Here is a 25,223-nt window from a genome sequence, read left to right as displayed (position 1 = left end):
AATGGCTCACAACGAAGCACTGAATAACGGCGGCACGAGCGCGCCAGATCGAACACCCATTGGCTGGCGAGACAGCCCCAGCCGCTATGGGAGGGTCAGCCGTACACTTCACTGGCTGACCGCTGTGCTCGTCACGCTGCAATTTACCGTGCTGCTGGCCTGGCGGGGAACAGGCGAAAACGCTATCACGCTGTTGTTGGCGAGCATCGGGCCGCACGGCTCATTAGGCTTTATGCTGCTGATCGTCACGCTGATCCGCCTTGGCTGGGCATGGGTAAATCGCAAGCAGCGCCCTCCCTCCTCGGCGGGGCCAGGTGGGCGCCTGGCGCATATCGTGCATATTACCTTTTACGCGCTGCTGCTGTGGCTACCCGCCTTCGCCATGTTGCGCCAGTACGGGCGGGGCGGGGTGCTGCGCTTTTATGGCATGGAGCTACTACCTGCCGCCGAGCGCAACATTTCCTGGATGATTGCCCCTGCCGACCTTCTGCATGGTCCGCTTTCATGGCTATTATGCGGACTCGTCGTCGGCCATATCGCGATGGCACTGATCCACCGCTACTGGCTGAAAGACAACGTATTGGCGCGAATGGTGGAGGCAAGAGACCGGTAGCAGCTGTGTCCAAGCGTTCCATGTTGGCAACCATATACAGATCATGTGTACGAAGTGCATGGGCGTGATCGTAAAATCTTTTCACCCTCCCTATTAAAATGAGAACCATTAGCACTAGAATGGCACCTTCCGGTCTATTCATCGTCAGGAGTCATTCATGTTCGAGGTCAAAGGCGCCACCTTTGAAATCAATGGTAAGCGCATTCTTGCCCCCATTGAGCACACCTTTCATGAGGGCAAGGTATACGGTCTGATAGGCCACAACGGTTCGGGCAAGTCGACACTGATCAAACTGATGGCGCAGCAGCAGCCCATCACCGAAGGCGATATTTACTTCGACCAGCGCCCCTTGAGCGCTTGGGGTACCCGCGAATTTGCACGCCAGGTGGCCTACCTGCCGCAGCATTTGCCCAGCGCTGAAAACCTCACAGGCCGTGAGCTGGTGGCCTTTGGCCGCTACCCGTGGCACGGGCTGCTGGGGCGTCACAACCAGCAGGACAAGGAAGCCATCGAGCGTGCCATTGCCCTGACGCATACGGAAGCCTTTGCCGACCGCCTGGTAGACACGCTCTCCGGCGGCGAACGCCAGCGCGTATGGCTCGCCATGCTGATTGCCCAAGGCAGCCGCTTTTTATTACTGGACGAGCCACTGGCCGCCCTGGACATTGCCCACCAGGTGGAAGTGCTGGCACTGGTGCGCCAGCTGTGCGACGAACTGAACCTGGGCGTTATCATCGTGCTCCATGATATCAACATGGCCTCGCGTTACTGCGATGACCTCATGGCGCTGCACAGCGGGCGCCTGCTGGCCCATGGCGCCCCCGAAGCACTGATGCAAAATGCCACTCTGGAAGCTATTTACGGGCTCCCCATGCAGGTGATGCCCCACCCCAATGGGGAGCACCGGATTGCCGTCGCCCAGTAGGGGCGGCCAAGCCAGTCAGCCACATTGAGTGCTGGCAAGTCCGCCGTACGTTGAGGGAAGATAGGCTGGTTACCTTACCCCCGAATAGAGCGGCCATGGTGGACTACAAATCTCTTCAAGCGCTGGCAGCGGTCGTGGAAGGCGGCGGGTTCGAGCGCGCAGGCGATCTTCTCGGCCTGTCCCAATCTGCCGTTTCACAACGCATCAAGGCACTGGAAACGCGCCTGGGTCAACCGGTACTGATACGCCACCCTGAGCTGGCCCCTACCCCCGCAGGGCAGCGCCTGCTGACCCACTATCAGCAGGTACGGCTGCTCGAACGCGACCTCCGACAAACCCTCCCGACACTGGATCAACAAGCCTCCCGATTGAGAATCGCCGTCAATGCCGACAGCGTCGGCACCTGGTGGGCCGATGCCGTCGCTCCCATCTGCCTTGCCGAAGGTATACTGCTGGATCTGGTGATCGAAGATCAGGAAATCGGCTTGAAACGCCTGAAGGATGGCGATGTGGCGGCCTGCCTGTGTTCAACGCCCACGCCCATGGCAGGTGCGCGCTGCATCAAGGTCGGCGAGATGGTGTACCTACCGCTGGCCTCCCCGGGCTATATGGCACGTTTCTTCCCGGATGGCCCAACGGCCACGGCCTTTCAACACGCACCGGCCATCGTGTTTGGCCCACACGACCAGCTGCAGCATCGCTTTCTGGCGCAGTGTGGCTACCATGGGCATTTTCCCTATCACTTGTGCCCTTCTTCCGAAGGTTTCGTGCAGCTGGCCACGGCAGGCATGGGGTATGGCATGGTGCCCCAGTTACAGGCCGCTGCTCAGCTGAACAGTGGGCAACTGGTGAGTATTGCACCAGACAGTTCGCTCTCGGTACCGCTTTACTGGCACTTCTGGCGGCACAGTGGCGACCTGCTGCATCGACTAACCGAAAGACTGAACCATTTCACGCTTTAGCACCAATCTGGCTTTACCTTCATGCCTGCAGCTTCAAAGCTGGCTACACTCACGTGTGTATCGTTGGATGATCAAACGTAGCCAACGGGGCAAAGCACTGGTCGCGACGTGACTAATTTGCTACTACTGTCATCGACACACCCAGTGACAACGTATAGCGCTCGCCCGGGCCAAGGGAACCCTACAGAGGCCTGTCGAGAAAAGAAGAAAAATCAAAAAAGCGATGCTTATGGGTCCTCTCTGTTGGGTAAAGCGCCTGCTGGCCGTCCTGCTGCTGTGCCTCCTGAGCACAAGCTCGTGGGCGGTCACGGCACCGGCACTGTCTGTTTCACCGGACCAGCCGTTTTACTCGCTCAATAGCAACACTCGCTACTGGCACACACCGGAGTCGTTGACGCTGCGCGAGCTGCTGGCACTTGACCCGGCCTTCACGCCGGTATCGCAAACGTCTGACCTGCATTTTGGCTATACCGCCGAAGAGACCTGGCTAACCACTCGCCTACATAACGCCTCACCGCATCCGGTCCAATGGCTACTCAAATTCGAGTATCCGTTCATCGACAGGATTACGCTCTATACGCTGCGCGACCAGTTCAGCGAAGTACAGCTTGGGGGCAGCACTCTGCCCGTGGATGAGCGTGCCCTGGCCCATCGGCAGATCGTCTTTCCCATCCAGCTGGAAGGAGGAGAAAGCGTCACGCTGTACCTGCAAGCCAATACCTCCGGCAGCAAGTTCTTGAGCTACAGCCTGATGACCCCTGATGCGTTCCATGCGCAGAACGATCGTTACAACTTCTGGCTGGCCACCTACTTTGGCATGCTGCTCGCCTTGGGGCTTTACAACTTTTTGCTGTTCTTTGGCCTGAAGGAACGGGTCTTTTTACACTACGCCCTGTTTGCATTCGGCTTCACGCTGGCCATTCTGACCTTCAACGGCCTTGGCACACTGATGTTCTGGAGTTTTCTGGCCGAACAGACACCGCGACTGGTGGCCATTGGTTTTACCTTCGCGTCCGCCATGGCGACCCTGTTCGCCCAGAGCTTCTTGAACACGGCGCACTATACCCCTCGATGGCATCGCGTCATTTCACTGTTTCGGGTCTACTGCTGGTTGGCCTTGGCAGCGTCACTGGTGTTACCCATCCCACTGGCTTTGGTATTGACTGATGTCACGGGCCTGAGCGCCTCGCTGTTGCTATTGGTATGCGGGCTGTACGGCAGTTGGCGGCGTGTGCCCAGTGCCCGTCTCTTCGTGTTGGCGTGGAGCATTTTTCTGCTGGGTGCGGCGGTGTTTGCACTACGCAACATGGGCGTTCTGCCCGCCAACTTCATTACTTTGCACGGCATTCAAATCGGCTCGGCACTGGAAATGCTGCTGCTATCGTTTGCCCTGGCCGCCCGCTTCAACAAGCTCAAACGCCAGAAGGAGCAGGCACAGGCCGATACGGTGGCCATGCTCAAAAAGCAGGAGGCCATCCTGGAAGCCAAAGTAGCCTTACGCACTCAGGCGCTGGAACAGCTTGCCAACCATGACATGCTGACGGGCCTATTGAACCGCAACGGACTGACACGCTGCGCAGCGGCTGCCTTTAATCAGAGCTATCGCACCCACGAGCCAGTGGCACTGATCATGTGCGATCTCGACCGGTTCAAGCCCATCAATGACCAGTACGGCCACGATGCCGGGGATTTCGTGCTGCAACAGGTGGCCAAGCGGCTCGCCCATGCAGCGCGACTGGGCGACCACTGCGCTCGGTTCGGGGGCGATGAGTTCATCGTCCTGCTGAAAAGTGTCCAGCAACCGGACATCCTGGACAGCGTATGCCAACGCATCGAGCACTCCATCCGCTCCCCCATCAAACTGCCTTGTGGGGTCAGCGTCTGCGTCGGCATCAGCCTTGGCGTTAGCGGGCTGCATTGCTATCAGCGCAGCGACGAACAGGGCCACGACGCGCTGCTGGAGCGCATGATTCACGAGGCCGACCAGCATATTGCCAAGGCACGCACTGACGCTGCCGCTTATCGCTACTCTGCCAGAGGTTAGCCACGCTCAGGCAAACATCAATAACCCCGCGCATACCGCCGCCCCACCGGCGAAGGGTAAAAAACGGCTGTGACGATCTTCCGGCAGCTCCTCTTTCAGCACATTCAACACCAGCCCCCCCGCCACGAAGGCGTACAGCAGGCTGATCAGGGCATCCGTGAGCTGAATGGCATGGCCAATCAGCCAACCCGCGAACACCGCCGCCGCCAATACCCACCGGCCCTTCATCAGGTAGCGCTGACGATGGTGCTGAACCAGCCCGTGGTCGTTGACCAGAAAGTGAAACCCCATGGCCAGGAAGAAGAACAGGGCTTCCGGCAGCTGGTTGTCGCGGTACACCAGCAGATAACCGATCAACAGGTTATAGAGCGCAAAGGAGCCAATATGGATCCAGAACACGCCCCGCAGCTTGCCCAGCGATACCCGTTTCTGAGGCATGTCTCGATGGGAGTAGACCTTGGCCAACTGTTCCAGCCCATAGAACACGCCCAGCCCCACCAGGGCCGTCAGGTAGGCATTGTGCTCGAGAATGAACAGCGGCCCATGCTCGGTGATGGTGTCGTGAGCGTCACTCAAGGCGGGAAAGATATGGATAAAGACATAGCCTACCGACACACCGCCCGCAAACGAGAGCCAGGCGCTGCGCGGCAGGGCATTGAGCCGCTGCAGCTTGCCAGCGTATAGATGGATGGCCGCCAATCCCAGGGCGAAAGCAAGCTGCTGGGCCATGGTGATCACACTCCTTGTGACGCGGTGAGAACTCGTTTAGTCGAATAGACTCATGCGCTTCATCACGTTGTCGCGCTTGATACGCCAGTGGAACAGCGCCCCGGCTACGTGCAGCGTAATCAGCACTACCAGCGCCCAGCCCACCCGCTCGTGCCACATGAACAGCGTTTGCGAGAGCGCTTCGTGGCGCCCCAGAAGGCCCGGCAAGTGCCAGTGGAAAAACTCCACAGGAAAGCCGCCCGTGGCCGTGGCAGCCCAGCCCAGCAGCGGCATGACGACCAGCGCCGCATACAGCAGATGATGTACGCTAGTACTCACTAAACGCTCGAAAGTCGTCAGCGGCGGGTCATGGTCGGGCACGACGAATGCCAGTCGCGTTACGATACGCAGTGTCATCAGCAGCAGGACGGCCACGCCTAGCGTCTTGTGGCTGGTATACAGCAGGTTGGTCAGCGTATTGCCCAGCAGGCCCAGCGTTCGCTCGTAGCCCAGAAAGCCCAGCGTCAGCCCGGTGGCCAGTCCCAGCAGAACGGCCCCCGCCACCAGCCAATGCAGCACTCGGTGGGGGTAGATATAGTGATCAAGCTCGTGCATTCATGACTCCCTGCCCCGTCTCATCGTTATCATCAGCCTGCCACCTTCGCGGCACGACGTTAAATTACTATAGTCATGGAATAGCGTACTGCATGAAATAGCCTGCCGCCTGTTTCTCACGTCAAATCAACCCTCACTGGGCACGGCCAGCTGTTCTCGAATCAGCCCAGCCATGGACTGGCTGGTATACGCCACACGCCAGTGGCGCCCTGCGGCCTGAAGCGCCTGTTCCGCCACTTCCCTGAACCCCTTGAGCCGTAAGGTGACGCTGAGCCACTGCACGTGGCGCTGGCAGGCCGGTATCTGGCTGGGCGTTCCGCTGCTGATCGTCGGGGCGGTAAGCAGTTACTTCATCGGCATGCGTTGGGCACCAGCGGCAGAAGCCGCCTTGATTACCTATACTTGGCCGGTGCTGTTCGTCCTTTTGAGCCAGTGGTACCGCACGGGCCGCTTGACGTTGGCCAGCGTATCGGGAGCGCTGATCGCCTTCATGGGGGCCGCGCTACTGCTGGTGCCACAAGCGCTGGGTAGCGGTGTTGGCGGGGCCGCATCGGGCTACGCCCTGGCCCTACTGGCTGCCTGCTGCTGGGCACTCTACTCCTGGACAGGCCAGGCAGCGCCGGTCTCGCTGACGCCGCTACTGCCCCGCCTGCTGTTGATTGCCTGCGCCATGACCTTCACCGCCAGCATGCTGCTGGAAGGCAGCACGGCGCTGCCCCAGCAAGAAGCGCTGTTTGCGGGTATTGCCCTGGGCCTCGGGCCTTACGGCATCGCCATGGTGGCCTGGGATAGAGCGCTGCGCTTCGGCCATGCCAGCCTGGTGGGCAGCCTGGCCTATGGAGTACCCATTCTGGCGGCCCTGTTACTGGTCATGGCTGGCGTCAGCGTGTTGGACTGGCGGCTGCCCAGCGCCGCCCTACTGGTGGTGGTCGGCTGTTTGAAAGCAGGCCGCTAGCAGCCCTTACTCTGCGCCGATAAAACGCGGCTTGGCCACGCCGTCGAGGGCTTCAACGGGGATCGTCAAGGTGGGCTGACCTACGGCGTAGGGTGCGATGTCGTATACGTTGTACTTGACCTCCCATGCCTCCTCCAGCGGGGCAATGTTGCGACTGGGGGATAGCGGCCAGTTCGCCAGGAACTGTTCATCCTGCCCCATCTCGCTTGCCCAGCGCTGGTGAGCCTCCGTCAGCAACGTATCGAAGGCAGCCTCCTGCCCATCCAGCAGCATATCCTCGGCTTCGACCACTGCTCGGCGGCGCTCATCGATCACCATGAACGCCGTCATGGGCAATCCATGGGCTTGCCCGGCATGGTAGACATAGCTGTTCAGCTCCAACACCAGCAGGTCGTCGTGATGGGCATGAACCGTGGCTTCGAGCATGGCCTCACTGGTCATTTCCGGGGGCGTCAAGCGGTTGCCCTCTTCGGCCAGTTCGAAAAAGTGCTGGGCATACGCCTCCCAGGAAGCGGCAGGCTCGGCCTGCTCTTCGGTGATCCCCATGCCCAGGGTCAGCAGACGCTCCTGCAACTGCTGCGTCAGTGCTTCATCCTGGGGGAACTCCAGTGCTGAAATACGCACCGTCGAGCAGCGCTCTCCGTCACAGCCGGGCGCCACGAACTGCTGCTCTACGGCCAGCGTGGCCAATGCCAGCGGCTCCTCCTGAGGTTGCTGCGAAGTGTGGCAACCGGTTAGCCATACACTGCTGGCCATCAACGCGCCCACGCTCATGACCGATGTCAGACGTACCATATCAACCTCCTTGTGAATGCGATGCTGGCCATACCAGCATAAAAATGCCCCTGCACAGAGCAGAGGCATGATCACCGCGTTACCTACTGGCCCACTCAAGTGTCAGGCTGCATTTCCGTAGGCTCTGCGCTTATCTCCAGCTCGAACATGCCGCTGCCGCTAGCGCTGAAACCACGCGCGCTCACGGTGTAAGTACCCGGTAGCAGCGCCTGCTCCAGCAGGGCGTTGGTTCCCTGACCGCCGTCGTCGTCACTGTAGGAGACACCTTCGCCATACAGTTCGAGATAGGTATCGAAGTCAGTGGAGTTCATCGCCAGCGTTACCCGCGAACTCTCCGTCAAGGTTAGCTGATAGGTCAACGGTTCGCCGCTGTACCAGCCATTGATGGTTTCATTGGGGGTCAGTTCGCCTTCGTTGCGCAGCTCTACGTCTTCTGGCAACTCACGTGTTGCCACTGACAGGGTAAACAGGCCGCTGTCGGTACCGTACGCCGTGCGGGCCGTGATCTGGTAGTTGCCGGGCGCAAGGAAATCGGCAATACGGGCGTCCAGATTACCGGCACTGTCGTCGTCTTCACGGTAATAGCCGTTGGCACCTTCCAGCACGAGATAAGCATCCACATCGCTGGAATTCATCTCGATCTGGTACATGCCGGCTTCTTCGATCTCGAGCTCGTAGCTCAAGGGCTGCCCGCTGAACCAGCCATTCAGCGACTCACCCGACTGAATGGCACCGTCATTGCGCAGCTCGCCCTCGCCTGGCAGCTCACGCGGTTCTGCGACCAGCGTGAACAGGCCACTGCCATCACCAAAGGCGCTTCTTGCGGTCACGGTGTAATCACCCGGCTCCAGAAAATCGGCAATGCGGGCATTCAGGTTACCGGCGCTGTCATCGTCTTCCCGGTAATAGCCGTTGGGGCCGCGTAGCTCCAGGTAAGCATCGAACTCATCGGCACGCATCTCGATCTGGTACATGCCTGCTTCTTCGATGGTCAAGGTTACTTCGCGGGGGGTGCTTTCCAGCCAGCTATCCATGGGCGTACCCACGGCCAGCGTGTCAGAATCGCTCAGCTCGATGGTGCGGGCCTCGACGCTGTAAGGGCCATAGCTCTGGGCATCGGCACCGCTAACCACCACCATGTAGTCGCCGCTCTCTTTCACCCGATAGCGTACGGTATCGGCACTGGACAGCAGCTCCAACTGATCATCGTACAGCGCCACGATGCCCTGCAAAGCGCCGCGCAGCGACACTTCCACCAAGGCATCTTCATCCAGTTGGATGACGTAGCGGGCAAAGCGGCTACCGTCATTGCCATTCAGCTCATTGGCGGAGGTAATTTCGCCTCGGCCACGCTCGCCAAGCGTCAGGGTCTCCAGCCCATCGAAGATGCTGCCTGAACTATTGGCAGCTTCATCCGACACTTCCACTGTGTCCGGCGTGGCGGGCGCTTGAGAAAAAGATTGTGCTGCGAAGTACCCCACGGCAACGCCGCCGACAGCAACCAGCAGCAGGGTAAGAGAAGGGGACTTGGCCATAGGTGCATCCTTGATCGTAGGCAAAAACGCCGATATAGCGAAACCAGATTATAAGGCGGTTCATCGATATAAAGGGAACTTTTCCACAAAAATAACGCGCTTTCCCGGGCGGTGCTCCATGGCACACCACCCCGGTTAACTTACTGAAACACAAAGGCATAATGATTCGTTACAAAAAGCGCAATTATGGAGCTATCTGCGTCGATCTTCTTAAAGCTTGCCGACGCTCCATGCGCGGGCTACTATCAGCAGGCCAATTTGGCGCCTCATCGATAAAAGCGGAGTCCGCGACACGAACCTCTGAGGTACTCCAATGGGAGCCCTAAAACACCTGGTACGAACGACTTGCCTGGCCACACTGCTGGTATTTTCTACCGCTCACCAAGCAGTTGCCAGTCAATCAGCAGTAAACCCGAAGCTCGAAGAAGGCGTTGCCTCTTTCTATAGTGATCGCTTTCAGGGTGCCATCACCGCTAGCGGTGAAACCTTTGATCAGCAAGCTCTCACGGCGGCTCACCCAAGCCTCCCGTTTGGCACCAAAGTGCTGGTCACTCGCCCCGACACAGGGCAGGAAGTAGAAGTGATGATCAATGATCGTGGTCCCTTCGTTCAAGGGCGTGTCATCGATCTTTCAAAGCGAGCGGCGCGCGCACTAGGCATGGTACGCCGAGGCACCGCCCCAGTGATGATCACTCTGGTAGATTAACGGATAACACACCCGCGAGCGTGTGCTACCCCTTAAGCGATCCTGCTAACTAAAAGCGGCCCTCTCGGGGGCCGCTTTTTTATAGCGTAATGAACCTGAAAGCAGGCTAATGGTCTTTATGAGGCAAGGATTACCGCGTTCCCTGACAGCAGGAGGCTATGATGATTTCTCGTTTCTATACGCTCACGACCTACCCCGAAGGTTTACCCGACCTCTCTACGTTCGCGCTGGAAAGTGCCGAGCTGCCGGAACTGGAAGAGGGCGAGGTTCGCATCCAGAATCGCTGGCTCTCGGTAGACCCTTACATGCGCGGCAGAATGACGGGCATGCGCACTTACATTGCCCCTTTCGAGCTGGGCAAGCCCATGGAAGGCGGCGCCATTGGTGACGTCATCGCGTCAAGGCATCCCGATATCAAGGAAGGCCAGCGCGTCAGCCACATGGGCGGCTGGCGAGACATTGCCCAACTGCCGGGCGAAAGCGTCACCCCGCTGCCGGAAGGCGACGCCCCCGAGCAGGCTTACCTCGGCGTGCTGGGCATGCCGGGCATGACCGCCTGGACAGGCCTGAACCTGATTGCCGAATGCAAACCCAGCGATAACGTGCTGGTCAGTGCCGCCAGCGGTGCCGTGGGGTCACTGGCGGTACAGCTGGCCAAGGCCAAAGGCTGCCATGTGGTGGGCATTGCCGGGGCAGCCCATAAGCTGGCCTGGCTGGAGTCGGTAGGCGTCGAGCCAGTCACCTACCAGGACCGCACTGCGCAGGAGCTCAGCGACGCCATCAAGCTTGCCAGCCCGAACGGCATCGACGTCTATTTCGAAAACGTGGGGGGCATCTGCCTGGAAGCCGCGTTGGCTCAGCTCAACGAAGGGGCGCGTATCGCCGTTTGCGGCATGATCGAAGGCTACAATGCCGAGACACCTGCGCCAGGCCCCCGCAACCTGTCACAACTGGTGGTCCGCAAGGCCAGGATGCAGGGCTTCATCGTGGCAGATCACTGGGCCAGCTATCGCTACTTCCTGAATGAAGTGACGCCCCAGGTGGCCGATGGTCGCATCGTCTATCAGGAGACCATCAAGGAAGGCCTGGAAAGCACCCCGGAGGCGTTTCTGGCACTGTTCTCAGGCGCCAATACGGGCAAGATGCTGGTGAAGCTGTAACTCACCAGGCATTCTCTACCACCCCCTCTTATGCTCAAGGGGCAGCTCAGGCTGCCCTTTGCCGTTTCCAAGGCTTTAAAAGCTCAGCTCGACGCCCCCATAAACACTGCGCCCGGGCGCAGGCTCGTAAAAACGCCCAAAGGTGCCGTTGATGCGCACGTTGTCGTTATACTCCTCGTCGAACAGGTTACGCAGCCCCAGATAAGCGCTCAGCCGCGTATCACCACTGAGCGGCCACTCATCGCCTACACGCAGGTTGACCAGCCAATAGCTGTCGACCTTGGTGGCGTTGGCGTTGTCGGCCATCAGGCTGCCGATATATTCGGTTTCCAGCGTGGCAAAACGTTCCTGTTGCTGCCAGGTCAACTGGTTGATCCAGGTCTGCTCGGGCAAGCCGGGGAGCCGATTGCCATCAAAATTCGCCACTGAGTCGTCAAAGTTATCGAACTCGTAGCGCGCCAGCGTCAAGGCACTGTTCACTCGCCATGCATCGGCCAGCTGCCAGCCCAGCGCCAACTCGATCCCATCACGCCGGGTATCGCTGGCGTTCTCGTAGAAGGTGCGCCCGCCTTCATCGAAAGGCACCAGCTCATCGCGCACCCGCACGGAAAACAGCGCCAGATCATAATCCATGGCCAGCGGCTCGACATACCCACGCAGCCCGACTTCCCGATTCCAGGCTTTTTGCGGTTCGATGGCCGGATTGAAGCCCCCGCCCGCTGGGTTGGCGAATTCGGCAAAGGTCGGGGTCTCGAACGCGGTGCCGGTATTCAAATAGAGCTGATGCTGAGGCAGGTAACGGTAGCTCAACCCCGCCGAGCCGCTCCATTCGCTGAAAGAGCGACGGCCACTCTGGTCGCCATCTGCCAGAAAGTCATCGTCTACCCTGAGCGCCACGCGGTCGAAGCGCGCGCCCAGCGAAAACGTCACTTGCTCGGAAAGCGCCAGGTCCCCCTGAGCAAAGACGCCGCTGGAGGTGGCGCGCTGGGTTTCGTCAGCCGAGGTCTCCCCCACTGCGCCCAGGGCATTGACCCGATTGCGGTAGCGGTCATCCTGCTGGCGGGCAAGGTCGACGCCGACCACGTAATCAAGGGGCAGCTCGCCCAGCATGGCCGCCTGGTGATACTCGGCACTGGCCCCCATGTAATCACGGCGATAGCCCAAACGGCTGTCACCGACAAACGGCAGCTGCTGTTCGAAATCACGACGAGCCACAAAGCCGCGCAGGTACAAGGCGCCGTCCCCCAGCGCCAGGTCTTCGTATTGCAGCCCCAGCACCTGCTGTTCGGCCTGCTGCCGGGCATCCAGCGCCAAGGCGTTGGGCGCAGCCTGATCGCGCCCCTGCGCAACCTCAGTGGCCGTCAGGGCACCGGGGTCTTCCGAGCGCGGGTTATCCAGCACGTTGATAATGGCCGTCAGTGCCCGTTCACTGCCCAATTCACGGCGCAGCTTGGCATTCAGCAGGTACTTTTCCGTGGCGCTCTGCTCGCGATAACCATCCACGTTGAGGGCCGTCAAGCTGACATGATGCGACCAATCCCCCTGCGCGCCACCGTGCTGCAGCGCTACTTTCTGATAGCCATGGCTGCCCGCCCCCAGGCGGATGCGTGTGCCAGGGTTGTCGCGCCCATCGGCCGTGGTCACGTCGATCACGCCCCCGGCAGCATTACCGTAGAGCACCGATGAGGGGCCGCGAATCACCTCGATCCGTTCGGCGCTGTCCAGATCGATGGCATCCAGCTGCGCTTGACCATCCGGCAAGGTATACGGAATGCCATCCACCATCACCGTAATCCCCCGTACGCCAAACGGCGCCCGGGCACCAAAACCACGAATGGCGATACGCTGGCCCTGGGCAAAATTATCGCGGTTCTGCAGCGATACCCCGGGCACCCTGTTCAGCGACTCATCCAGCCGCACCCGCTGCTGCCCCTGCTGGATCTCCTGGGCGTCGAGGGTCGAAACAGCCGCCGGGGTCGCATAGAGTTCACGGGCCAAACGGGGAGCGCTGACCTCCACGGCAGGCAGCACGGTACTGGCCTCGGGCGCAGTTTGCGCCGACGCCGGGGTCATCACCACCGACCCTAACAACAGCGCCAGCGGTGTACGTGAAAACGGTAATTGAAAACGATGCATGGATTCCCTTCCCAATGATTGGCGCCCAGCCTAAGCTGAACGATAGTGTAAGTGGTTGGTCTTATAGGGTAGCTAAAAAAGCAAAGGAGGCTTTATGGCGTTGACAGCGACAGACCCGATCAAGATGATTTTTGCGGTGATCTTCCCCCCTCTTGGGGTGTTTCTCGAAGTCGGGCTAAAAGGACATTTCTGGCTCAATATCCTGCTGACCCTGTTTGGTTTCATACCGGGCATCCTTCATGCGTTCTATGTCATCTTGAAACACTAGGGTCATCTTGAAGCACTAGGGTCATTTTGAAGCACTAGGCCTCTCGTATCCACTCGGTTTAGCAAACGCCGTTTTGCCTCGCGCACAGCGGCGTTTCTCCACCCGCCCTATCCCTGCCGGGCTGTGTACCTATCAGAGTACCCTCATCCTCCTGACATGCGCACTTGCCGGAGCATCAATGAACCGTATCAACCCCAACAAGCTACACCACAGCAAATGGACAGCCGCCACGCCCCGCAACAAGGAGAAACATTTCATCGTGACCCAGCTGCTGCGCGACGAGGAAGAGCAGGTCGTCGATATTGTGCTGGAAGCCGTGCACTCCCACCGTGAAACCACGCTGCCCTGGCAGGCGCTCAAGGATGGCCAGACGTGGAAAATGGGCTGGAAATAACGCTTCCCATGGCAAGACTCAAAAAATAATCACGAAAGGCTTTGACCCAGCCGCGTAAGCATGACACTGTAGCGTCAGTTGGTTAGTAAGCAAGCAGCATGGTTTCAGTTGCATACGATCTTTTTCGTCAGCCTGAATATTGTATTCCTTGTTTCACCCGCTACTTCATCTGGGTAATACCAGGAATTTTATTAAGGCGCATCAGCGCAAAGGATCTACACAATGGCAACTGGCACAGTTAAATGGTTTAACGACACCAAAGGCTTCGGTTTCATCGCTCCTTCTGACGGTGGCGACGATCTGTTTGCACACTTCTCCGAAATCCAGTCTGACGGCTTCAAAACCCTGCAAGAAGGCGCTAACGTCTCTTTCGACGTTACCCAGGGTAAAAAAGGCCTGCAGGCTTCTAACATCAAGCAAATCTCCTAAGTCCTCGGACTTGAGCATTTGCTGGAACCCACGCCTCGTGTGATGGGTTCCACCAGAAAGGCCCGCTTCGGCGGGCCTTTTTGCGTTTGAGCGTCATCAGCAAACTACACTCGCTCCCAGACGATGAGCCGTGCATCCACGGTCAACGACAGCGCCTCCAGATTCGCCGCTCGCTCACGGCCTTCGGCACTGGCGCGGTAAAGGTGAGGCGTCATGGCCAGCAAATCGCCAATCGGCTCGGCCCCCTTCAAAGTGACCGCATAGCGCAGCTCATGCGCTGAATGCGCCACAAAGCCTGCGGGCACCTCGGGAGACTTTTCACGGGCGGGCTTCAGGGTCGGGTAGATGACCTCACGCAGCTCTCGCAAATGTTCAGGCCCCGCTTCCACCTGCAGCAGCTGCCCACCCGGCTTGAGTACCCGCGCAAACTCCGCATGCACCGGAAAGCCGAACAGGCACAGCACGCTGTCCAGCGTGGCCGACTGTACCGGCAGCTGCGCATTGCTGCCCACCACCCAGCGGCACGTCTCGGCCCCCTGTTTGGCAGCCGCCAGCACCGCCCACTTGGAAATATCCAACCCCATCAGCGCCAGCGACTGTTCGGCTGGCCACCGCCCCGCCAGCTCACGCAGGTAGTACCCCTCGCCACACCCCGCATCCAGGCAGTGATACGCCTCCTGCCCATGGGCATGGCGCTGGAGGATCTCGCTCACCGACTCGGCAATCGGCCGATAATGCCCCGCCGCCAGAAAACGCTGGCGGGCAGCCACCATGGGCTTGCTATCGCCAGGGTCCGTCGAGCGCTTCTGCTGCACCGGCAGCAGGTTCACATAGCCCTGCCTGGCCACATCGAAAGCGTGACGAGCGGCACATCGCCACGTATTGCCTTCCAGATAGAGCGGTTCGCCATCGAGCGGGCAGGCCAACGCCTGAAAGGGGGTGCTATTCATCAATGGGGATTCTCTTGGCAGCCTTGTCGAGCGTATGCGCAAGCACGCTATACTGCATCACCCTGCAAGACGATCAGTTTCAAAACCGACCACGATACCGGAAAGCCCGCACAACACAATGCGCGCAGGTGTATCAAGCATCCGGCAAACAAGGCGAGACACCATGCAAGCATTGCTGCGCAGCGCGGGCGCCTGGCCCTACCTGATGGCCATTTTCCTCAATGCGTTTGTGGATCTAGGGCACAAGATCGTTATCCAGAACACGATTTTCAAAAGCTACGACGGTACGCAACAGGTGGTGCTGACGGCGCTGGTGAATGGCCTGATTCTGCTGCCGTTCATTCTGCTGTTCAGCCCTGCGGGCCATCTTTCCGACCGGATCCCCCGCGTCAGCGTGCTGCGCGTCTCGGCCTGGGCGGCCGTGGCGGTGTCGCTCGGTATCACGGCGGCTTACTACCAGGGCTGGTTCTGGCTGGCGTTTGCCATGACGCTGCTGCTGGCCATTCAGTCGGCCTTCTACTCCCCTGCCAAGTACGGGTTGGTGAAAGGGCTGTTTGGCAAGCCACGCTTGGCCGAGGCCAATGGGCTGGTGCAAGCCGTCACCATCGCCGCGATACTGGCAGGCACCGTGGCCTTTACCGCGCTGTTCGAATACTGGGTGCCTGCGGGCGGCGGCTCCCCTGCCGAACTGCTGCGCCACATTGCCCCGTTGGGTTGGCTGCTGGTCCTCAACAGCGTCCTGCAGGTGGTCGCTCTGTACCGCTTGCCGCTGGACCCACCGCGCCCCGCGCCTACCCCCTTGACCTGGGCGCGCTACCGCAGCGGCACCGCCCTCAGGGAAAACCTGCGACTGATTGCCCAACAGCCCGTACTGCGGTTGTCGATCATCGGCCTGGCCACGTTCTGGTCGGTGGGCCAGGTGCTGCTGGCCGCCTTTCCGTCCTATGCCAAGGATGCGCTTTCCATCGATAACACGCTGGTGCTGCAAGCCATCCTGGCCGCCAGCGGGATCGGGATTGCGCTGGGGTCGCTGCTGGCCAGCTCACTGTCCCGCAACCGCATCGAAACCGGGCTGATTCCGGTGGGAGCCGTTGGGGTCGCCATCGGCCTGTGGTGCCTTCCCCTGTTCACGACGCCCGCCAGCCAGGCGTTGAACTTCGTGTTCATCGGCACCATGGGCGGGCTGTTCATCGTGCCGCTGAACGCACTGATTCAGTTCCATGCGGCCGACCACCAGTTGGGCACCGTGATGGCCGCCAATAACTGGATCCAGAACCTGGCCATGCTGGGCTTTCTGGCGCTTACCGCGCTGTTCGCTCTGGCAGGGGTCGATAGCCACTATCTGCTGCTGTTGATTGCCAGCGTTGCCATGGCGGGCGGCGCTTACACTATCTTGAAGCTGCCGCAGAGCCTGGTGCGCTTCGTATTGGGGTTTCTACTCACCCGCCGCTACCGAGTAGAAGTGCATGGCCTGGAGAACCTGCCTGCCCAGGGGGGCGTGCTGCTGCTGGGCAACCATATCAGTTGGATCGACTGGGCCATGGTGCAGATCGCCAGCCCACGCCCCGTGCGCTTCGTGATGCTGCGCTCCATTTATCAACGCTGGTACCTGCGCTGGTTTTTCAAGGCCCTGGGCTGCATCCCCATCGAACGCGGCGAGCAGGCCGACATTGCGCTGGACAAAGTGGCCAACATGCTCAATGCAGGCGAGGTCGTGTGCCTGTTTCCAGAGGGTGCCATCAGCTATAACGGCCAACTGGGCGAGCTGCGCCGAGGCTACCAGCGCGCCTGCCAGCAGGCCGACCCGAGTGTGTGCATCGTGCCCTTCTATCTGCGCGGGCTGTGGGGCAGTCAGTTCTCCCGCTCCTCCAGCAAGCTGAAGGAGCTGCGCAACGCGCCGCTGCACCGCGCCGTGGTGGTCGCCTTTGGCAAGCCGCTGCCGAAAGACACCTCCGCCGATGTGATCAAGCGGCGCATTTTCGAACAGGCCACCCACTCCTGGCTGCACGCCATGGATACCTTGCCCAGCCTGCCCTGCGCCTGGATCAAAAGCGTCAAACGCCGCCCCGGCGCGCCTGCCGTGGCAGATACGTTGGGTAGCGCATTGAGTGCCGGCCAGGCGCTCACGGGCAGCCTGTTGATCGCTAAACGTCTGATGCGCCACAGTGCCCAGGAGCCCGTCGTCGGGGCGTTGCTGCCCACCAGCTCGGCGGGGGTATTGGCCAATATGGCGACGCTGTTGGCGGGTAAAACGCTGGTCAACCTGAACTATACGGCCAGCCAGGAAGCCCTGGCCTTTGCACTTCAGCAGGCAGAGGTACGCACGCTGCTCACCTCCCGACGCTTTGTCACCAGGCTGGAGCAGCGCGGCCTCGACGTCACACCGCTGTTGGCCAGCCTTCGCGTTCTTTACCTGGAAGACCTGCAGGCCAGCATGACGCGCCGGGAGCGGCTGATGACCTGGCTAGCCGTTCGCAGCCTCCCCGGTTGGCTGCTGCAAACGCTCTTCTGCCGCGCACAGGATGCCCGCGCTACGGCGGCCATCCTGTTCTCCAGCGGCAGCGAAGGGATGCCCAAGGGCGTCATGCTCAGCCACCGCAACCTGATGGCCAATATCAAGCAAACCTCCGACGTACTGAACACCCAGCACGACGATGTGGTGATGGCCTCGCTGCCGACATTTCATGCATTTGGGTTCACGGTGACTCAGCTGCTGCCACTGGTGGAAGGGCTGCCCCTGGTCTGACACGCCGACCCGACCGACGTATCCGGGGTTGCCAAGACCGTCAGCCAGCACCAGGCCACCATCATGTTCAGCACCTCCAGCCTGCTGCGGCTGTTCAACCGTCATCCCAAAGTGCAAGCCGAGCAGTTGCACAGCCTACGCATCGTGGTCGCCGGTGCCGAGAAGCTGGATGAGCGCGTACGAGAAGGCTTCATGGCCAAGTTCGGCAAGCCCATTTATGAAGGTTACGGGGCCACCGAAACCGCTCCGGTGGTCTCGGTCAACTTGCCCGACACGCTGGGCTCCCGTTCGCAGCCGCTGCAAAAGGGGCATCAGCCGGGCACGGTGGGCATGCCGCTGCCGGGCACCAGCGTGAAAGTGGTCGACCCGGAAAGCCTGGATGAACTGCCCACCGGGCAAGCCGGTATGGTGATCGTCAGTGGCCCTCAGGTCATGCAAGGCTACCTTAATGACCCCGAACGCACTGCCTCGGCACTCAAGACACTGGATGGGCAACGGTGGTACATCACGGGCGATAAAGGATACATGGACGAAGACGGCTTCTTGACCCTCATCGACCGCTACACGCGCTTTGCCAAGAAAGCCGACTTCGCGGGCGCCAAGCGGTTGGCAGAGCAGCAGCTCAGGGAGCCTTGATACTCAGTAGCGCGGCCGACAGAGGGCAAACGGCAAGGACTTTCACAGGCACGGACACAGACACAAACACAGGCAAATGCGCCCCTAGTCGGGGGCGCTGTTGCCTCCGGTTTCTGCGCTGCTTTCGCTGCTGGCGTCTCCGCGGTTGTCGCTGCTGCCTTCACCGGGCCCGCGGGGGGTGCGTTCATGGGTTTCCTGGCGGGCGCTCGACGTGGTTCCCGAGCGCTGGCCGTGGCCCTTGGCAACGTCGTGGTGGCTAATGACCATGACCTCGCGGGGCCACCATTCGGGGTGCTCATCGCGGATGTAGGCCATGAGCTGCTCGCGGATGTTCATTTCGGCGGTCCAGCCCGATAGCGGGTCGGAGGTCATCAGGTAGCAGGTGACGGTCTGCGCATGTGCCGTTTGCCCTGTGACGTAACACAGCAGCTTGTGGTGCTCGACCACGGACTCTTCGGCCTCGGCAAACTCGATAAACTTTTCACGAATTTTGGAGATGTCGGCACTCAAGTGCAGCGTCAGCTCCAGAAAGCGATACATCTTGGCACTTTTGACCGACAGGTTTTCGAAGGGCTTCGAGATGAAGTAGGTCACCGGTACGATCAAGCGACGCTCATCCCAGGAGCGCAGGCGGATAAAGGTATAGAAGATACCCTCTACGTAGCACCATTGGCCCTCGAAGATCACCAGGTCACCGATGCGCACCGGCTTGGCCAGGGAGAGCTGAAAAGAGGAAAGAATGTTGCCCAGCACCGCCTGGCCCGCAATGCCCACCAGCACGGCCAGCACGCTGGCCGAGGCCAACAGCGAAAGGCCCAGGGATTCGAACAGCTTGATCTGCCCCAGCATGTACACCGATACCGACACCAGCGTGACCAGGATGATGCCGCGCCGCAGGGCATACAGGCTAGTCAGCAGACGGCGCTTGTCGCGGGGTTTGGTATCGTCGATTTCCCCCACCAGACGACGCGTCATGCGCAGCATGATGGTATCCACCAGGCGTAGCGCGATGGTGCCCCCGCCCCAGGCCATCACGGCAATCAGCAATACCCGGAAGGTGGTAGTGGCCACGGCGGAAAACGACACCACGTAATCCAGCAGTGCCTGAGTGAACAGCGCCATCACGATCAGCGCAACGGGCACCCCGATCTGGTCGGCGAAGATGGTCGATACGCCGGAGGGCAACAGGCGCGCCACGAGCCTCACGGCATAGTAGGCCACGACGCCCACTCCGCTCACCGTCAGCAGAAACAGCGGAATGGCCAGCCACTCCCAGACCTTCAGCATGCCGAACGAGGTCTTGAACCGCTCGGGGATATACTGCTCGATCACCGAAGGCCCGTACTCTTCATACAGCTCGGGAATCGCTGACACACTCTCCGGCATCACCAGCCACACGGGGTCTTCATCAGGGATGCGGTAACGGCCCAGGCGTACATCGTACGCATCGCCATTGATCTGCAACGAGGCCAGCTCGATATTACGTCGGGGTTGGCCGGTCATCGGGTTCTGGCCGGACGGGTCTTCAATGGCCGCATCCTGGCGCCCGGACAAGTTGGAGGCGTTGAGCCACTCGCCGCGCCGCAATACTTCGGCCAGCTGCTCGGCCAGTTCGGCCCCCCGGCCGGGCTGCTCACCCGAGTCGATATCTGCCAGGTTGAGCAGATGCGCGGCGGCCGCGTAGTCCCCCTCCTCGGTGAGCGTCAGGAAGCTGCGAATCGCTTCCCTGGGCGTTAGCCGCTTGACCTCTTCCGGCACTTCGCCCAGTCCGGCATTCAGCGTGTCTGCGGTGAACCAGCGTTCATCTTCGCTTTCGTCGCCCTGGCTCTGCGCCAGGCCCATGTGCGAGAAACATAGCGCTACCAGCAGTACTAGCCAGTATCGCCATCCGTGTACTTTCGTCATTCTCGCCTCTATCCGTGCTTATGGTTGGACCAAGTACAGACCACGATAGCCCGTGAGGCAAGTCACGCCCCGGCGGGCGATCACGGTGCCAACCCTCCCAGGCGCTGCAACGCCTCATCATAAAGCCCCGTCAGCAGTAGCGCCCCCAACACCGTGATTCCCAGTAACAGCAGCAGCCCGGATTTGGCCAGTAGCGAAAGGTCCAGCCAGTAGTAATAGCGCCCCAGTGCCACCAGCCACAGCACCACGCCTGCGCCCAACACCAGCCACTGGCCAAGGGCGTATCCGAGCAACAGCAGCGCCAGCCAGGCGCCATATACGGCTACAGGCAGAAAAGCGTGGGTCAACGCGCCCGACAGCCAGTGCATCATCAGCAGGGTCACCGGCACCCCGCTGCCCAACGCCAGCACGCGCAGCGCCCAGCCCGCTGACCAGCCCCGCCGCTGCACACCCCACTCCCAACCGGCCAGCGCCACGCTATTGACTACCGCCAGTCCCCACAGGCCCGCCACCTGAAGCCATCCCAACGCACCCCATAACCCCCAAACGCTGGCATAGAGCCAGATGGCCATGTTCACCAGCCCCCACCACAGCAGCCACAGCTCGCTCAGGCGGGCCATGACGACCCAGTGGTAGGCCACGAAAAACAGCAGCGCACCGGCAAGGGCCAGGCAGCCCAGCCAAGGCAGCAGCCGCATGAACAGCTGGTGCCAGTCCGCGCTCGTTGGGTAGCTCAGGGGGTTCTGCTCATCAACTCTTGAAGGCATACGCATGGAGTCCACAGGGGCCAAGGCCTTGGCCAGTAAGACATGACGCCTGACAGCGCCAAAGCGATATAAAGGTTATACACTGACAAAGAAGTGGAGAACTTCTCCTCTCCTCCATCGTCAAAGGTGACGCTCTTCCTGCACCTTGGACATGTTCTTCTACGCAGAGGCTCCCCCATGCTGATAAAAATTGCCAAGCCCAGTGATTTGAAAGAATCGGATGTCACCCCGGAATCCATCTATCTGTCGCGCCGACAATTCATGGGCGGCATGGCGGGGCTGGGGGCTGGGCTTGCGCTGTCGGGGCACGCCCGCGCCAATGCGGACTATTCGGATGTGCCAGCAGGCAGCGGCCCAGAGTGGCTGCAGCAAAAGATCGGCGATACCCAATGGGGAGCCGTGACTCCCAGCGACCCCGATACAGACACCCTCACCCCCTTCGACGATGCCAGCGGCTATAACAACTTTTATGAGTTCGGCACCGGAAAAACCGACCCCGCCCGCCGGGCTGGCAGTTTAAAAACCGAGCCCTGGAGCGTGGTGGTCGATGGCGAAGTGAACAACGGCGGTCGCTTCGCGCTGGAAGACCTCGTCAGCCCTACCCGGTTCGAAGAGCGCATCTACCGCTTGCGCTGCGTGGAGGCGTGGTCGATGGTCATTCCCTGGCTGGGCATTCCGCTGGCCGATATCATCACCCGCGCCGAGCCCACCAGCAAAGCCAAGTACGTGCGCTTCGAAACCCTGGTGGACCCAGAGCAGATGCCTGGCCAGCGCTCGTCGTTTTCGCTGATCGACTGGCCTTACGTGGAGGGCCTGCGCATGGATGAAGCCATGCACCCGCTGACCCTGATGGCGCAGGGCATGTATGGCCGCGAACTGCCCAACCAGAACGGCGCACCGCTGCGCCTGGTGGTGCCCTGGAAGTACGGGTTCAAGAGCATCAAGTCGATCGTGCGCATTTCGCTGGTCGAAGAGCAGCCGATGAACTCCTGGCAGCTGATTGCCCCCAACGAGTACGGCTTCTATGCCAACGTCAACCCGGAAGTGGATCACCCCCGCTGGAGCCAGGCCACCGAACGCCGCCTGCCCAACAGCCTGTTCAGCCCCAATACCATGGACACCCTGATGTTCAACGGCTACGCCGACGAAGTGGCCGAGCTGTATGCCGGCCTGGACTTGAGAGCCAACTACTGATGGCCACACCACGCACCTGGTGGCTATGGCGCGGCGGCGTGTTCCTGGCCGCGCTGGCCCCCCTGCTGTACTGGAGCGGTCAGGTGGCCAGCAACGCCGCAGGCCCCGAACCCGGGCGCTACCTGCTACTGAACCTGGGCATTGGCGCGCTTTGGCTATTGCTGATGACCCTGAGCCTGACCCCGCTGACCAAGCTCACCCGCTGGAAAGGCTTCAACCTGATCCGGCGGCAGTTGGGGCTGTGGACCCTCGCTTACGCGACCCTTCACCTGCTGAGCTATGCCCTGTTCATTCTGGGGCTGAACTGGGCCCTGCTGGGCAGTGAGCTGGTCAAACGGCCTTACATCGTGGTGGGCATGATCGCCCTGCTGGGGCTGGCCGTGCTGGGAGCGACCTCCAACCGCTGGTCGATGCAGCGGCTGGGCAAACGCTGGAAGCCCCTACACAAGTTTGCCTACGTCATCCTCGCCCTGGTACTGCTGCACTTCTTCTGGGTGGTACGCGCCGACCTGCGAGAATGGGCCGTGTATGCCGCCGTTTCCGCCCTGATCATGGCGACCCGCCTACCGCCGGTGGCACGCACGCTGCCCAAGCTGCGACAGCGTGCCAGTCAGCTCAGGTAGCACTAGCCGAACACGCGACGCAAATGGCGACGATACTCCGCCTTGTCGCGCTCCACGTCCGGTGCCTTGATGACATCGTTGGCGATGAACGTGGGCTGGGCGGCCAGCCCGACGAACTGCTGGGATTTGTGGAACGCAAAGTAGACGCCATCGACCCCACGCCCTTCAAAGAAGTTGCCCGGCTCATCGAAGGCTTCGGCAGGGGCATTCCAGGTCAGCGACAGCATGTAGTGGCGGCCCTGCAGCAGCCCGCCGCTGCCGTACTGCTTGGAAGGGTCCTGACGCGAACGGCCATCGCTTGCGTACAGCGCGCCATGCCCCTCGGTAAAGACTTCATCGATATAGCGCTTGACCGTCCAGGGCGCGCCCATCCACCAGCCGGGCATCTGGTACACGATGGTGTCGGCCCACAGGTAGTGCTGTACTTCGGCAGCAGTCTCGTAGCCTTGCTCGATGACCGTCTCGCGCACGTCATGCCCCAGTTCCAGCAGGGTTTCCTTTGCAACGGCATGCAGCGTATTGTTGAGTTCACCACCAGAGTGGGCAAACGCCTTACCGCCATTGATCAACAGTATCTTCATGACTGACACCTCACTTTGTGGTTGACTGGCCCGCCTAATGATAAACAGCGGAGCATTGAGTGGGCGCTATTGTGCAGTGAACAATGCCATGAAAACAGCGTACTTCCCGCAAGATACTCTTGCTCAAAAATCAACAATCACTTGCCACGACCAGGCCTGATATTCATGAAAAGTACTCTGGAAGAGCAGCAAGCCTTCATTACCGTCGTGGACTGTGGCTCGATCACCGCCGCCGCCGAGCAGTTGGCCATGACGGTCTCCGGCGTCAGCCGCGCCCTGCACCGGCTGGAACAGAAGCTGGGCACCACGCTCCTGCGCCGCACCACCCGGCGGCTGGAGCTGACGGAAGAAGGCGACACCTTTCTGACCCACTGCCGCAGCATCCTGACCGCCGTGGAAGCCGCCGAAGAGGCCGTGCAGGACCGCCATCAGCAGCCCAGCGGGCGGCTGCGCATCAATGCCGCGCCCAGCTTCATGCAGTTCGTGGTGGTGCCGCTGATCGAGGAGTTTCGCGCCCGCTACCCGCAAATCACCCTGGAGCTGGATACCCATGACCGCTTTGTAGACCTGCTGGAACAGCGGGTCGACCTGGCCATTCGCATTGGCGCGCTGGAAGATTCGTCGCTCCATGCGCGCCCCCTGGGCCACAGCGCCCTGCGCGTGCTGGCCAGCCCCGCCTACCTGGCGCGCCATGGCACCCCCTCTCAGGTAGCGGAACTGGCCCAACACACCCTGCTCGGTTTCAGCCAGCTGGACCACCTCAACTGCTGGCCGTTGCACGGAGCCGATGGCCAGCCGCTACACATCACGCCCACCCTGGCGGCGTCCAGCGGCACCACCCTGCTGGAGCTGGCAATCTCAGGCGTCGGTATCGTGTGCTTGGCCGATTTCATGACCCAAGCACCCCGCCAGCGTGGCGCGCTGGTAGAAGTGTTGCCCGACCACACCACGCTGATCACACAGCCCATCCATGCCGTCTACTACCGGCAGGCCACGCTTTCCCATCGCACGCGGCTGTTCATGGAGTTTCTGGCCGAGCGGTTGCCACCGCAGCTTGCGGTGCCGTGATGTCAGTACAGCCATCCACCGCCAGCCCTTGCATACGCACGCCTATCGACGTGATGCTGGTGGTAACCCGCCTGTTCTATTTCTCTGCCAGGTGGTCACGTTTCTGCTGAAACGCATCGCTGAATGCGGCCGCCAAGGCTGCCCACGCCTGGCTGAAGCGGCCCAGACGGGCAAGTCTCAGCATTCGCGCCAAGCGTAGAAGGCGCAACAGGAAAGCGTTGTTGTGGACCATGAAACCCAGACAGATAATACGGTTAGTGACCGACAAGCCCTGCTGAAGGCGAGCTTCAGGAGCTAACTGCCGATGTAGCGCGGCTCTGAATGAGGTCATGTGATAAAAGCGTTCAGCCAGTGAGGGGAAAGAGACGTCACTATAGCGCTAAAATCTGCCAAGCTGCTTACCCGCCAGTGGCTGCATGGCGGCAAAGCGATTAGCATTCTTTTTGGCCGAGCCGACTGGCCACGAGACAACGCCCAGCAGACAACGTGTCGCGAAAGCCAACATCGA

General features: G+C 60.6%; 22 protein-coding genes and 2 pseudogenes. 14 read left to right on the top strand and 10 right to left on the bottom strand.

What is annotated here, in order from left to right; translation table 11 throughout:
- Window position 1 precedes the first annotated feature (1 nt).
- From CWI66_RS02490 to CWI66_RS02475, 4 genes are all read left to right on the top strand, one after another.
- Window positions 2-613, top strand: coding sequence for a cytochrome b (locus tag CWI66_RS02490; protein ID WP_232710706.1), 612 nt, complete (start codon window positions 2-4; stop codon window positions 611-613).
- A 157-nt stretch (window positions 614-770) separates the two neighbouring features.
- Complete coding sequence (locus tag CWI66_RS02485) at window positions 771-1,538, top strand: ATP-binding cassette domain-containing protein (protein ID WP_081195429.1); 768 nt, start codon at window positions 771-773, stop codon at window positions 1,536-1,538.
- 95 nt (window positions 1,539-1,633) lie between these two features.
- Window positions 1,634-2,500 carry a LysR family transcriptional regulator ArgP gene (locus CWI66_RS02480; RefSeq protein WP_100730838.1) on the top strand — a complete coding sequence of 289 codons (867 nt, stop codon included), beginning with the start codon at window positions 1,634-1,636 and terminating at the stop codon, window positions 2,498-2,500.
- A 229-nt stretch (window positions 2,501-2,729) separates the two neighbouring features.
- Window positions 2,730-4,544 carry a diguanylate cyclase gene (locus tag CWI66_RS02475; protein WP_081137808.1) on the top strand — a complete coding sequence of 605 codons (1,815 nt, stop codon included), beginning with the start codon at window positions 2,730-2,732 and terminating at the stop codon, window positions 4,542-4,544.
- A gap of 6 nt (window positions 4,545-4,550) precedes the next feature.
- Here CWI66_RS02475 and CWI66_RS02470 read toward each other — a convergent pair whose 3' ends face one another.
- Together CWI66_RS02470 and CWI66_RS02465 are read right to left on the bottom strand one after the other, a co-directional pair.
- Entirely contained in the window at window positions 4,551-5,273 is a 723-nt protein-coding gene (locus CWI66_RS02470; RefSeq protein WP_016914749.1) for a membrane protein, read from the bottom strand.
- A gap of 36 nt (window positions 5,274-5,309) precedes the next feature.
- Window positions 5,310-5,867, bottom strand: coding sequence for a cytochrome b (locus CWI66_RS02465; protein WP_081137810.1), 558 nt, complete (start codon window positions 5,865-5,867; stop codon window positions 5,310-5,312).
- 247 nt (window positions 5,868-6,114) lie between these two features.
- Here CWI66_RS02465 and CWI66_RS02460 point away from each other — a divergent pair.
- Window positions 6,115-6,822: pseudogene (locus CWI66_RS02460) on the top strand (DMT family transporter); the annotation flags it as partial.
- A gap of 6 nt (window positions 6,823-6,828) precedes the next feature.
- On the opposite strand, the gene CWI66_RS02455 reads toward CWI66_RS02460, so the two are convergent.
- Together CWI66_RS02455 and CWI66_RS02450 are read right to left on the bottom strand one after the other, a co-directional pair.
- Window positions 6,829-7,617: an RsiV family protein gene (locus CWI66_RS02455; RefSeq protein ID WP_232710705.1), complete on the bottom strand. Its 789-nt coding sequence runs from the start codon at window positions 7,615-7,617 to the stop codon at window positions 6,829-6,831.
- Window positions 7,618-7,712: 95 nt separating this feature from the next.
- On the bottom strand, window positions 7,713-9,152 hold the full coding sequence (locus tag CWI66_RS02450) for a hypothetical protein (protein WP_100730837.1): 1,440 nt from the start codon (window positions 9,150-9,152) through the stop codon (window positions 7,713-7,715).
- Window positions 9,153-9,465: 313 nt separating this feature from the next.
- On the opposite strand from CWI66_RS02450, the gene CWI66_RS02445 reads away from it, so the two are divergent.
- The gene (locus CWI66_RS02445) at window positions 9,466-9,858 is read left to right on the top strand and encodes a septal ring lytic transglycosylase RlpA family protein (RefSeq protein WP_081137818.1); all 393 of its coding nucleotides are present in this window, start codon (window positions 9,466-9,468) and stop codon (window positions 9,856-9,858) included.
- Window positions 9,859-10,019: 161 nt separating this feature from the next.
- Complete coding sequence (locus tag CWI66_RS02440; RefSeq protein ID WP_016914756.1) at window positions 10,020-11,018, top strand: NADP-dependent oxidoreductase; 999 nt, start codon at window positions 10,020-10,022, stop codon at window positions 11,016-11,018.
- 75 nt (window positions 11,019-11,093) lie between these two features.
- On the opposite strand, the gene CWI66_RS02435 is transcribed toward CWI66_RS02440, so the two are convergent.
- On the bottom strand, window positions 11,094-13,091 hold the full coding sequence (locus tag CWI66_RS02435; protein WP_198517429.1) for a TonB-dependent receptor: 1,998 nt from the start codon (window positions 13,089-13,091) through the stop codon (window positions 11,094-11,096).
- 157 nt (window positions 13,092-13,248) lie between these two features.
- Here CWI66_RS02435 and CWI66_RS02430 point away from each other — a divergent pair, with 157 nt between their 5' ends.
- The 3 genes from CWI66_RS02430 to CWI66_RS02420 all read left to right on the top strand — a co-directional run bounded on the left by CWI66_RS02430 (window position 13,249) and on the right by CWI66_RS02420 (window position 14,245).
- Window positions 13,249-13,422, top strand: a complete 174-nt coding sequence (locus tag CWI66_RS02430) for a YqaE/Pmp3 family membrane protein (RefSeq protein ID WP_016914759.1) — start codon at window positions 13,249-13,251, stop codon at window positions 13,420-13,422.
- Window positions 13,423-13,600: 178 nt separating this feature from the next.
- Window positions 13,601-13,816, top strand: a complete 216-nt coding sequence (locus CWI66_RS02425; RefSeq protein ID WP_081195417.1) for a TIGR02450 family Trp-rich protein — start codon at window positions 13,601-13,603, stop codon at window positions 13,814-13,816.
- Between the two features lie 222 nt (window positions 13,817-14,038).
- Complete coding sequence (locus CWI66_RS02420; RefSeq protein ID WP_009095703.1) at window positions 14,039-14,245, top strand: cold-shock protein; 207 nt, start codon at window positions 14,039-14,041, stop codon at window positions 14,243-14,245.
- 104 nt (window positions 14,246-14,349) lie between these two features.
- Here the strand turns inward: CWI66_RS02420 and CWI66_RS02415 are convergent, their stop codons facing one another.
- On the bottom strand, window positions 14,350-15,195 hold the full coding sequence (locus tag CWI66_RS02415; protein WP_100730835.1) for a putative RNA methyltransferase: 846 nt from the start codon (window positions 15,193-15,195) through the stop codon (window positions 14,350-14,352).
- A 34-nt stretch (window positions 15,196-15,229) separates the two neighbouring features.
- On the opposite strand from CWI66_RS02415, the pseudogene CWI66_RS02410 reads away from it, so the two are divergent.
- Window positions 15,230-18,577: pseudogene (locus CWI66_RS02410) on the top strand (acyl-[ACP]--phospholipid O-acyltransferase).
- 84 nt (window positions 18,578-18,661) lie between these two features.
- On the opposite strand, the gene CWI66_RS02405 reads toward CWI66_RS02410, so the two are convergent.
- Both CWI66_RS02405 and CWI66_RS02400 read right to left on the bottom strand, forming a co-directional pair.
- Window positions 18,662-20,482, bottom strand: a complete 1,821-nt coding sequence (locus tag CWI66_RS02405; RefSeq protein WP_100730834.1) for a mechanosensitive ion channel family protein — start codon at window positions 20,480-20,482, stop codon at window positions 18,662-18,664.
- Between the two features lie 80 nt (window positions 20,483-20,562).
- Window positions 20,563-21,249, bottom strand: coding sequence for a hypothetical protein (locus CWI66_RS02400; protein WP_157808942.1), 687 nt, complete (start codon window positions 21,247-21,249; stop codon window positions 20,563-20,565).
- Between the two features lie 177 nt (window positions 21,250-21,426).
- On the opposite strand from CWI66_RS02400, the gene msrP reads away from it, so the two are divergent.
- Window positions 21,427-22,443: a protein-methionine-sulfoxide reductase catalytic subunit MsrP gene (gene msrP / locus CWI66_RS02395; protein WP_100730832.1), complete on the top strand. Its 1,017-nt coding sequence runs from the start codon at window positions 21,427-21,429 to the stop codon at window positions 22,441-22,443.
- Window positions 22,443-23,066, top strand: a complete 624-nt coding sequence (msrQ, locus tag CWI66_RS02390; protein ID WP_100730831.1) for a protein-methionine-sulfoxide reductase heme-binding subunit MsrQ — start codon at window positions 22,443-22,445, stop codon at window positions 23,064-23,066. The genes msrP and msrQ overlap by 1 nt, the downstream gene beginning before the upstream one ends.
- A gap of 2 nt (window positions 23,067-23,068) precedes the next feature.
- Here the strand turns inward: msrQ and CWI66_RS02385 are convergent, their stop codons facing one another.
- A complete protein-coding gene (locus tag CWI66_RS02385) occupies window positions 23,069-23,647 on the bottom strand; it encodes an NAD(P)H-dependent oxidoreductase (protein ID WP_016914767.1) in 579 nt (192 codons plus the stop codon).
- A 165-nt stretch (window positions 23,648-23,812) separates the two neighbouring features.
- Here CWI66_RS02385 and CWI66_RS02380 point away from each other — a divergent pair, with 165 nt between their 5' ends.
- Window positions 23,813-24,715 (top strand): LysR substrate-binding domain-containing protein, encoded by a 903-nt coding sequence (locus tag CWI66_RS02380; RefSeq protein WP_100730830.1) that lies wholly within the window; start codon window positions 23,813-23,815, stop codon window positions 24,713-24,715.
- Between the two features lie 76 nt (window positions 24,716-24,791).
- On the opposite strand, the gene CWI66_RS02375 is transcribed toward CWI66_RS02380, so the two are convergent.
- Window positions 24,792-25,046, bottom strand: coding sequence for a hypothetical protein (locus tag CWI66_RS02375; protein WP_232710704.1), 255 nt, complete (start codon window positions 25,044-25,046; stop codon window positions 24,792-24,794).
- Between the last annotated feature and the right edge of the window lie 177 nt (window positions 25,047-25,223).

Origin of the sequence: Halomonas sp. 141 (genome assembly GCF_002810305.1) — a bacterium.
Lineage (GTDB): Bacteria > Pseudomonadota > Gammaproteobacteria > Pseudomonadales > Halomonadaceae > Vreelandella > Vreelandella stevensii.
The sequence above is the reverse complement of the archived record's forward strand: the minus strand, read 5'-3'. Positions and strand labels throughout refer to the sequence as shown.